Raw genomic sequence first — 293 nt, forward strand, 5'->3', positions numbered from 1 at the left:
CCTCGGCCGCGCAATACATGTCCGACGCCCGGATGACCGAACTGACCAAGACCGTGACCGAGGCCGCCGACGCGATCAGCGCCGACCTGGGCTGGTCGCCCAAATCCTGAAACCGAACCACCGCCGGAGCCCGCATGCTGCTTGAAAACAAGGTCGTCCTGATCACGGGCGCATCGCGGGGCATCGGGCGGGCGACGGCGATCGAGGCCGCGCGCCAGGGCGCCGACGTCGCCCTCAACACCTACCGGGACGATGCGGCCGCCGCCGAGGTGGTCGCCGAGATTGAGGCCCTG

General features: G+C 70.0%; 1 protein-coding gene. It reads left to right on the forward strand.

All coding sequences use genetic code 11. The annotated features are described in order from the left end of the window. Positions 1 to 134 precede the first annotated feature (134 nt). The coding region (locus CVH10_RS19495; RefSeq protein WP_146143114.1) for an SDR family NAD(P)-dependent oxidoreductase at positions 135 to 293 on the forward strand (159 nt) is incomplete at its 3' end.

This window comes from Halomonas sp. ND22Bw (genome assembly GCF_003011945.1).
Classification (GTDB): Bacteria; Pseudomonadota; Gammaproteobacteria; order Pseudomonadales; family Halomonadaceae; genus Halomonas; species Halomonas halophila.